The 9,505-nt window shown below is 70.4% G+C and carries 7 protein-coding genes and 1 pseudogene; 6 read left to right on the top strand and 2 right to left on the bottom strand.

Features of this window, described 5'->3' with window-relative positions; all coding sequences use genetic code 11:
• Positions 1-24 precede the first annotated feature (24 nt).
• The 5 genes from QFW80_RS09325 to QFW80_RS09345 all read left to right on the top strand — a co-directional run bounded on the left by QFW80_RS09325 (position 25) and on the right by QFW80_RS09345 (position 4,726).
• Positions 25-408, top strand: a complete 384-nt coding sequence (locus tag QFW80_RS09325; protein WP_280601519.1) for a hypothetical protein — start codon at positions 25-27, stop codon at positions 406-408.
• The gene (locus QFW80_RS09330; protein WP_280601520.1) at positions 405-1,094 is read left to right on the top strand and encodes a C39 family peptidase; all 690 of its coding nucleotides are present in this window, start codon (positions 405-407) and stop codon (positions 1,092-1,094) included. Before QFW80_RS09325 ends, QFW80_RS09330 begins: the two co-directional genes overlap by 4 nt.
• Complete coding sequence (locus QFW80_RS09335; RefSeq protein ID WP_280601521.1) at positions 1,094-1,594, top strand: hypothetical protein; 501 nt, start codon at positions 1,094-1,096, stop codon at positions 1,592-1,594. The genes QFW80_RS09330 and QFW80_RS09335 overlap by 1 nt, the downstream gene beginning before the upstream one ends.
• A gap of 29 nt (positions 1,595-1,623) precedes the next feature.
• Positions 1,624-3,111, top strand: a complete 1,488-nt coding sequence (locus QFW80_RS09340) for an acetate kinase (RefSeq protein ID WP_280601522.1) — start codon at positions 1,624-1,626, stop codon at positions 3,109-3,111.
• 193 nt (positions 3,112-3,304) lie between these two features.
• Positions 3,305-4,726 carry a sigma-54 dependent transcriptional regulator gene (locus QFW80_RS09345; protein ID WP_280601523.1) on the top strand — a complete coding sequence of 474 codons (1,422 nt, stop codon included), beginning with the start codon at positions 3,305-3,307 and terminating at the stop codon, positions 4,724-4,726.
• A 12-nt stretch (positions 4,727-4,738) separates the two neighbouring features.
• On the opposite strand, the gene QFW80_RS09350 is transcribed toward QFW80_RS09345, so the two are convergent.
• Together QFW80_RS09350 and uvrA are read right to left on the bottom strand one after the other, a co-directional pair.
• A complete protein-coding gene (locus tag QFW80_RS09350; protein WP_280601525.1) occupies positions 4,739-5,149 on the bottom strand; it encodes an acyl-CoA thioesterase in 411 nt (136 codons plus the stop codon).
• A gap of 16 nt (positions 5,150-5,165) precedes the next feature.
• A pseudogene (gene uvrA / locus QFW80_RS09355) lies at positions 5,166-8,070 on the bottom strand (excinuclease ABC subunit UvrA); the annotation flags it as partial.
• A gap of 386 nt (positions 8,071-8,456) precedes the next feature.
• Here uvrA and QFW80_RS09360 point away from each other — a divergent pair.
• Positions 8,457-9,503 (top strand): OmpA family protein, encoded by a 1,047-nt coding sequence (locus tag QFW80_RS09360; protein ID WP_425603537.1) that lies wholly within the window; start codon positions 8,457-8,459, stop codon positions 9,501-9,503.
• Positions 9,504-9,505 lie beyond the last annotated feature (2 nt).

The raw sequence follows: 9,505 nt of genomic DNA on the forward strand, positions 1-9,505 counted from the left end.
CGGCACCGCCGGGGAGGTGGATCCATGGATGCATGCAAGCGCTGGCACCGCCTGGCCGCGGGTCTGTTGCTGGTGCCTTGGCCCGCGCTGGCGGGCATGGCGGAACCCGATGCGGCCCCGACGCCCGCGGCGTCTGCGGGCGCCGCCCGCGAGGCGCTCGGCCCCGCGGTCGCCGACGAGGCGCTGGCGGGCCTGCGCGGTGGGGAAGGGTCGACCGTGGTGAGCGTCGACGCCCACGGCACGGTGGACGGCAACACCGCCAGCCAGATCGTATCGGGCGACAACCGCGTCGACGGCGGAGCGTTCGCCAACGCCGCGGGCCTGAACACCGTGATCCAGAACAGCGGCTCGAACGTGCTGATCCAGAACGGCACGTCGGTCAACGTCAGGTTCGGCGCGGGGCCGTGAGCGCACTGCGCACATCGCTGCTCGGCGCAACGCTGGCGCTGTCGGCGTCCGCCGCGCTCGCGGGTTCGATCGAACTGCGGGTGCCTTTCAGCGGCGGGTACTCGGTGCCGGTGACCAGCCTGAAGGAGGCGCGCTTCCGCACCACCGTGCCGCAGCAGTACGACTTCAGCTGCGGGTCGGCGGCGGTGGCGACCCTGCTGACCTACCAGTACGGCACCCCGGTCGCCGAGGCCGAGGTGTTCGCGCACATGTACGCCACCGGCGACCAGGCGCGGATCCGCGCGGAGGGCTTCTCGCTGCTCGACATGCGCCGCTACCTGGCCTCGCGCGGATTCGAGGCCGACGGTTTCCTGGTGCCGCTCGACAGGCTGCCCGAACAGGGGCTGCCGGCGATCGTCCTGCTCAACGACCGCGGCTACCGCCATTTCGTCGTGGTACGGGGGCTGCGGAACGGACGCGTGCTGGTGGCCGACCCCGCCCGCGGCGCGCGCGCGATCCCGCGGCGCGACTTCGAACGGATCTGGGACAACCGGGTCCTGTTCGTGGTCCACAACCGGCGCGAGCTGGCGAGCTTCAACCAGGGGCGCGACTGGAAGGCCGCGCCCGAGGCGCCGCTGCACGTGGGCATCCAGCGCCAGGGACTGCAGACCATCGTGATCCCGCGGCGCGGACCGGGAGACATCTGATGGACGCGCGGACCGCATGGCGATGGGCGGCGTTGGCCTGGCTGCTGCTGGCGTGCCTGCCGGCACGGGCAGGCGGGTCGGGCGTCCAGGCGCTGGGATCCGAGTGGCGCCCGGTCGATCCGGCGGCGCTGGAGGCGCAGCGCGGCGGCTTCGTGATGCCCTCCGGGCTGCAGGTGTCGTTCGGCTTCGAGCGCACCGTGTACGTGAACGGCGCGCTGGTCTCGTCGCTGCGCGTGCGGGTGGCCGACGTGGGCAGGATCACCGCGGACGAGGCGGCGCAGCTGGCCGCGCTCGGGCCGACGCAACTGGTGCAGATCGGCGCGGGCAACGCGGCGCCGGCGGACGTGGCCGGGCTGGTGATCCAGAACTCCCTCGATGGCCAGCGCATCCAGGTGCAGAGCACGCTGGACGCAGGTTCCAACGCGCTCGGCCTGCTGCAGGCGTTGAACACCGCGCAGGCCCTGCAGGCCGCGGCGACGGCCTCGGTCGGCGGACTCTGACGGTGTGCGCGGGGACAGGGATGTTCGCCATGCAACCGAACACGCCGCCACCCTCGCACCGCCGCAGCGGTGGCGACATGGTGCGCACTGACGCCTCCGCCTTGCGCCCCCTGCTGCTCGTGGGCGCGCTGTGGTGGGCGTGCGCCGCCCAGGCGCAGGACGCGCCGCACGAGGCGCGACTGCAGCAGATGGAACGCCGGCTGGCCGAACAGGATCGCCAGATCGGTGCCCTGCAGGCGCTGGTCGAGCGCCAGCAGGGCGAACTCGATGGCCTGGCACGCGAGCTGGGTCGATCGCGGCTCGACGCGATGCGTGCGCGTGGCGACGATCCGGCGCACGCGGCCTTGCCGCTGGCGCTGGGGCAGGCCACCGTCGGGCTTGCGCCGGAGGGCGCGCAGCCGGCGACATCGTCCCTCCCGGGCGTGGCGACCGCTGCGGTGCCGGCCGACGACGCGTCCGGCCTGCAGGCCTCGACGTCCCAGGCCGACGAAGCCGTCGGCGCCACGCAGGTCGGGCGACCGCCCGAGTCCGCGGAACGTCCGCCCGAAGTGGCGCAGATCTTCGACCAGCCCGGCGTGCTGACGCCGCGCGGACGCCTGGTGCTGGAGCCCTCGCTGCAGTTCGGCTATTCCAGCAACGACCGCGTCGCCCTGGTCGGCTACACCGTGATCCCCGCGATCCTGATCGGCCTGATCGACGTGCGCCAGGTCAAGACCACCAGCCTGACCGCGGCGCTGGCCGCGCGCTACGGCCTGGGGCGGCGGCTGGAGCTGGAGGTCAAGGCGCCGTTCTCGTACATCAGCAGCGATACCGTCAGCCGCGAGATCTTCACCGGCTCGGCCCAGGACAGCGTCTTCCAGGCCGACGGCAAGGGCGTGGGCGACATCGAGCTCACCGCCCGCTACCAGCTCAACCAAGGCGGCGTGGACAAGCCGTTCTACGTGCTGTGGCTGCGCTACAAGACGCGCACCGGGCGCGACCTGTTCGAGGTCGTGACCGACTGCGTGACCCGCTGCGTGGCCAACGCCACCGGTACCGGATTGCCGCTCGACCTGCCCACCGGCAGCGGCTTCGCCGCGCTGCAGCCCGGCGTGACCTGGCTGTACGCCTCGGACCCGGTGGTGTTCTTCGGCAGCCTGAGCTACCTGCACAACTTCGAGCGCGACAATGTCTCCAGGACCGTGCTGTCCGGCGCCCCGGAGGGCTTCCCGCAGACCACGACCGAACTGCTGGGGACGGTCGACGCGGGCGACATCATCGGTTTCAACTTCGGCATGGGCCTGGCGTTGAACGAGCGCGCGGCGGTCAGTTTCGGCTACGACCAGAGCATCGTCGACCGCACCAAGCAGAACGGGGAGGACGCCCCCGGCGCGGTCCGGGTGGTGCTGGGAACCCTGGTGCTCGGCGGTTCCTACCGCCTGAGCGAGCGCACCAGCCTCAACGTGGCGCTGGGGGTGGGGGTCACCCGCGACACGCCCGATGTCTCGCTCGCGGTGCGGGTGCCGGTGACGTTCTAGCGCGCGTCCCGCGGCCGCGGGGCGCGCGTGCCGCCCGGCTCCTTGCACGACCTGTCCGCTACGACCACCGCGCTGCGGTCCCCGGCGCCCGCGCCGGGCTGTCCGCTCCCGCTGCCAGCCTGCGTTGGCGTGAACCATGGAAGCATGACCACAGGCATCGGCATCCAGGGGGAGGATGCGGGGGAGTTCCCGCATGCAGTCGCGTCCCCAATCCCGTGAACTGGTCTACCTGCAGGCGCAGGCCGTTGCCGACGAGTGCGCGCTCGAATGCGCGCTGCAGGCGGCGGGCTGGCATCCGGTGCGCCTCGATGGCGGGGTGGAGGAGGGGCCGGCCCACGAGCCGGGCGTCGGCCTGCTCGACCTGCGCGGCGTTGAAGACAGTCATGCCTCCACGCTGCTGCTGCGTCCAGAGCTCGCCACCGCCGTGTCCGACCCGCACCGGGAGTGGGTGGCGGTACTGCAGGCGGCGCAGCTCGCCTGCGTGCCGCTGCGTCGCCTGGTGCATGCCTGGTGCCACGACTACGTCACCTTCCCGTGCGAGCCCGGGACGCTGTCGCTGGTGCTCGGGCATGCGCTCGGCATGGCCCGGTTGGCCTCGGACGACGGCGGCGTCGCGGATGGCTGGCCGCGGCTCGAGGGCGTGGTCGGCGAGAGCGAGGCGATGCGCCAGCTGGCCAGGCGGGTGGTCAAGGCGGCGGGCTCCGACGCGCCGGTCTTCCTCGCAGGGGAGACCGGCACCGGCAAGGAGCTGGTGGCGGCCGCGCTGCACCGGCACTCCCGCCGCCGGGCCCTGCCGTTCGTCGGCATCAACTGCGGCGCCATCCCCCACAGCCTGATGGAGTCGGAACTGTTCGGCTACGAGCGCGGTGCGTTCACCGGGGCGGTGCAGCGCAAGTTCGGTCGGGTGGAGCAGGCGCACGGAGGCACCTTGTTCCTCGACGAGGTGGCCGACCTGCCGATGGAGTCCCAGGCCTCGCTGCTGCGTTTCCTGGAGGAAGGATGCATCTCGCGCCTGGGGGGCCACTCGCCGATCCGCGTGGACGCCAGGATCGTCTCGGCCACCCATGTCGACCTGAGGCGCGCGGTCGAGGACGGGCGCTTCCGCGCCGATCTCTACCATCGCCTGCGGGTGATCGAACTGAAGCTGCCCGCCCTGCGCGAGCGCGGGAGCGACATCGTGCTGATCGCGCAGCACGCGCTGCACCGGCATGCGGCCGAGGTCGGCGGACGGGTCCGCGGCTTCAAGGCCTGTGCCCTGCGGGCGATGCAGGGGTATGCGTGGCCGGGCAACGCCCGTGAGCTGATCAACCGCGTGCGCGAGGCGATGGTGATGGCCGAGGGCAGCCACCTGTCGGCGCGCGACCTGCAACTGGAGGATACAACCTCCGACCAGCAGGCGGTAACCATCGACCTGGCGCGGCGCGCCGGTGAACGCACGGCGATCGAGCGCGCGCTGGCGCGCAACGGCCAGCACGTGGGCCAGGCCGCCGACGAGCTCGGCATCTCGCGCGTCACCCTGTACCGGCTGATGCTGCGCCACGGCCTGCACGAGGCGCGGGCGGACGCGCAGTGGCGGCGGCTGTCGCTGGTGAAGGGCGCCGGCGAGGAGGCGTGAGGCCGCGGCGCGTCAGCCGGCGGCCACCGTCCGCACCACGTCCGGCAACGGCACCGGTCGGCCGCTCGCGCGATCGATCCACACCATCACCACGTGGCCGTCGGCATGCAGGGTGGTGCCGTCGGCGCTCGCAATGCGGTGGCCGATGGTGACGCTGGTGGTGCCGATGCGGTCGGCGAACAGCTCCACCACCACGCTGGACGGGTACGGGATCGGGACCCGGTAGTTCATCTGCACCGCGGCCAGGAGCGGCGCGGTCGATTCGGTCAGCCATTCCTTGCCGAGCGATTCGAACCAGCGGATCCGGGCCTCCTCCAGGTAGGTCATGAAGTTGGAGTTGTTGACGTGGTTGAACGCGTCCAGGTCGCGCCAGCGCAACTCGATCGGCAGGCGGAACAGGGCGGTGCGGTTGTCGAGGCTCATCGTGTGGTCGGTCCGGTGCAGGGCGGGACGGGCATCGGCGAGGGCCGCTCGGCTCAGGCCGCCGAGCGGCGCCGGGCGCGCGGCTTTTCTTCCAGCCCCAGGGTCTTGGCCAGGAAGCGGCCGGTGTGCGACTGCTCCATCCGCGCCAGCTGCTCGGGCGTACCCTCGGCGATGATCATGCCGCCGCGATGGCCGCCCTCGGGCCCGAGATCGACCACCCAGTCCGCGGTCTTGATGACGTCCAGGTTGTGTTCGATCACCACCACCGTGTTGCCGTCGTCGCGCAGCTTGTGCAGCACGGCCAGCAGGTGCTCGATGTCGTGGAAGTGCAGGCCGGTGGTCGGTTCGTCGAGAATGTAGAGCGTGCGCCCGGTATCGCGGCGCGAGAGTTCCTTCGACAGCTTCACCCGCTGCGCCTCGCCGCCCGACAGCGTCGTCGCCGGCTGCCCGAGCTTGATGTAGCTCAGGCCCACGTCGAGCAGGGTTTCGAGCTTGCGCGAGATCGACGGCACCGGTTCGAACAGCGCCAGCGCGTCCTCGACCGTCATCTCCAGCACGTCGTGGATGCTGTAGCCCTTGTACAGGATCTCTAGGGTCTCGCGGTTGTAGCGCTTGCCGTGGCAGACGTCGCACGGCACGTACACGTCCGGCAGGAAGTGCATCTCGACCTTGATCAGGCCATCGCCCTGGCAGGCCTCGCAGCGGCCGCCGCGCACGTTGAAACTGAAGCGGCCGGGCGAATAGCCGCGCGCGCGCGCCTCGGGCACCTGCGCGAACAGTTCGCGCAGCGGCGTGAACAGGCCGGTGTAGGTGGCCGGGTTCGAGCGCGGCGTGCGGCCGATCGGCGACTGGTCGATGTCGACCACCTTGTCGAACAGGTCCAGGCCCTGGATCTCGCGGAACGGCGCCGGCTTGTGCGAGGCGCCGTTGATCTCGTTCGCGGCCAGGGTGTAGAGCGTGTCGTTGATCAGGGTCGACTTGCCCGAGCCCGACACGCCGGTGACGGCAGTGAACAGCCCCGAGGGGATCGTCAGGTCCACGTTCTTGAGGTTGTTGCCCGATGCCCCCAGCAGCCGCAGCTGCATCTTCGGATTCGCCTTCGTGCGCTTGGCCGGCACCGCGATCGCGCGCTTGCCCGACAGGTACTGGCCCGTCAGAGAACGCGGGGCCTTGAGCACGTCCTTCAGCGTGCCCTGCGCCACCACTTCGCCACCGTGCACCCCGGCCATCGGCCCGATGTCGACGACGTGGTCGGCCAGCCGGATCGCGTCCTCGTCGTGCTCGACCACGATCACGGTGTTGCCGAGGTCGCGCAGCCGCGTCAGCGTGCCCAGCAGGCGTTCATTGTCGCGCTGGTGCAGGCCGATGCTGGGTTCGTCCAGCACGTACATCACCCCGACCAGGCCCGCGCCGATCTGGCTGGCCAGGCGGATGCGCTGGGCTTCGCCGCCGGACAGCGTGTCGGCCTTGCGCTCGAGCGTGAGGTAGTCCAGGCCGACGTCGACCAGGAAGCTCAGCCGTTCGCGGATCTCCTTGACGATCTTGGTCGCGATCTCGCCGCGCCAGCCGGGCAGGTGCAGCTCGCCGAAGAAGCGCAGCGCATCGTCGATCGGCAGCACCACCAGGTCCGACAGCGGCCGCTCGGCCACGAACACGTTGCGCGCCGAGCGGTTCAGGCGCGCGCCGCCGCAGTCCACGCACGGGCGCTCGCTGATGTACTTGGCCAGCTCCTCGCGGACCGCGGCCGACTCGGTCTCGCGGTAGCGGCGCTCGAGGTTCGGCACGATGCCTTCGAAGCGGTGCTTGCGCTGGGTGCGGCCGCCGGCCTCGGTGATGTAGCTGAAGGTGATCGTGGTGTTGCCGCTGCCGAACAGCACCGCCTCGCGCGAGGCTTCCGGCAGGTCCTGCCAAGGGGCGTCGACGCTGAAGCCGTAGTGCTTGGCCAGCGACTGGATCAGCTGGAAGTAGTAGGCGTTGCGCCGGTCCCAGCCGCGGACCGCGCCGGCCGCCATGGACAGCTCGGGGTGCACCACCACGCGGTCGGGATCGAAGAACTGCGACACGCCCAGGCCGTCGCAGGTCGGGCAGGCGCCGACCGGGGAATTGAACGAGAACAGGCGCGGCTCGAGCTCGGGCAGGGCGTAGTCGCACACCGGGCAGCTGTACTTGGACGAGAACAGCAGCGGCGCCGCCGATTCGTCGTCGATCGCCTGCACCGAGGCCATGCCGTCGCCGAGCTTGAGCGCGGTCTCGAAGGATTCGGCCAGGCGCTGCTTGAGGTCGTCGCGGACCTTGAAGCGGTCGATCACCGCTTCGATGGTGTGCTTCTGCCGCAGCGCCAGCGGCGGCACCGCGTCGATCTCGTGCAGCGACCCGTCGACGCGCACGCGCACGTAGCCCTGGGCGCGCAGCTGTTCGAACACCTGCGCGTGCTCGCCCTTGCGCTCGCGCACCACCGGCGCCAGCAGCATCCAGCGGGTGTCGGCATCGAGCGCCAGGACCTGGTCGACCATCTGGCTCACCGTCTGGGCCTCGAGCGGGTAGCCGTGATCGGGACAGCGCGGCATGCCCACGCGCGCGTACAGCAGGCGCAGGTAGTCGTAGATCTCGGTGATGGTCCCGACGGTCGACCGCGGGTTATGGCTGGTCGACTTCTGTTCGATCGAGATCGCCGGGCTCAGCCCTTCGATGTGGTCGACGTCGGGCTTCTCCATCACGCTCAGGAACTGGCGCGCGTAGGCCGACAGCGACTCCACGTAGCGGCGCTGGCCTTCGGCGTAGATGGTGTCGAACGCCAGTGACGACTTGCCCGAACCGGACAGGCCGGTGATGACGATGAGCTTGTCGCGGGGCAGGTCGAGATCGACGTTCTTGAGGTTGTGGGTACGGGCACCGCGAATGCGGATGGTGTCCATCGCCATCGGGCAGGATTCCGGATAGGAGCAGGGGGGAGGTGCCGGCGGACGGCAATCGGTCAGCCTAGCGAGGGGCCGAGATGGGGGCAAATGCGGCGAACGCCAGTGTCGCTCCGGCGAGTCTCACGCTGCGAGACGGCTGCCCCTGTCCGGCCCGGCGGATCCGACTGCGTCGGTGCCCATCCCCGAAGCCCGTTGCCGGACCCTGCGTGGCGCACGAGGGCGTCAACCATGGCGTTATTTCATTGTTAACACGCCCTTCACGGCGTGAAATCTAATCTGCCGCGGTCCGTTCAGCTAGCTGGCTGGCGGGAGTATTGCAAGGCGCCCAGCGGCCACCGCGCCGGCGCCGGCGAAACCGGACGCGCAAGTCCCTCAAAGGAACCGAAACAATGAAGAAGAAAATCCTCGGCCTCGCACTACTGGGTGGGCTTGCCATGGCGCAGTCGGCCGCGGCGCAGGAATTCGATGATCGCTGGTACATCAGCGGCTCGGCCGGCTTCAACCTCCAGGACAACGACCGTCGCACGAACGACGCTCCGGCGGTCGCGCTGGGCGTGGGCAAGTTCATCAGCCCGGTCTGGTCGGTGGAGGGTGAGGTGAACTACCAGAACCCGAATTTCGACCACAACCAGGACCTGAACTGGAGCCAGTACGGCATCTCGCTGGACCTGCGTCGCCACTTCATCAACGAAGAGCGCAACTGGGCCCCGTACGTGCTGTTCGGCCTGGGTTACCAGCGTTCGGAAGAAGAGTACGACGCGTTCCCGAGCGCGAACTCGCCGGCGCAGCGTGAAGACGGCAACCTGGCGGCCAAGATCGGCGTCGGCCTGCAGGGCGACTTCTCGCGTCGCGTGGCGGTGCGTGCCGAAGTGGCGACCCGTTTCGACTTCGACGACCAGAGCTACGCGGCCGAGAGCGGCGTGGACTCGGGCGGCTACCCGCACCAGCAGGAAGAGAGCTACTTCAGCGACGTGATCGCGTCGGTGGGCGTGATCATCCCGCTGGGTCCGGAGCCGACCGCGCCGGTGGCTCCGCCGCCGCCGCCGCCGCCGGCCCAGCCGGCCCCGCCGCCGCCGCCGGCCCCGATCACGATCGACCTGAACGGCGTGAACTTCGACTTCGACCGTTCGACGCTGCGTCCTGACGCGGTGCAGATCCTGAACGAGGCGGTGGAGATCCTGAAGCGCTATCCCGACCTGCGTGTCGAGGTGGCGGGCCACACCGACCTGTGCGGTTCGGATGCCTACAACCAGGGTCTGTCGGAGCGTCGCGCGTCGGCGGTGTACGACTACCTGACCAGCAACGGCATCGATGCCGGCCGCCTGATGGGTCCGACGGGTTACGGCGAGAGCCGTCCGCTGGAGCCGACGGCGCAGACGCTGCCGGGCTGCAAGAGCGAGGTCAACCGCCGTACCGAGCTCAACGTCCAGAACTGATC

Origin of the sequence: Luteimonas rhizosphaericola (assembly GCF_029888045.1) — a bacterium.
Classification (GTDB): domain Bacteria; phylum Pseudomonadota; class Gammaproteobacteria; order Xanthomonadales; family Xanthomonadaceae; genus Luteimonas; species Luteimonas rhizosphaericola.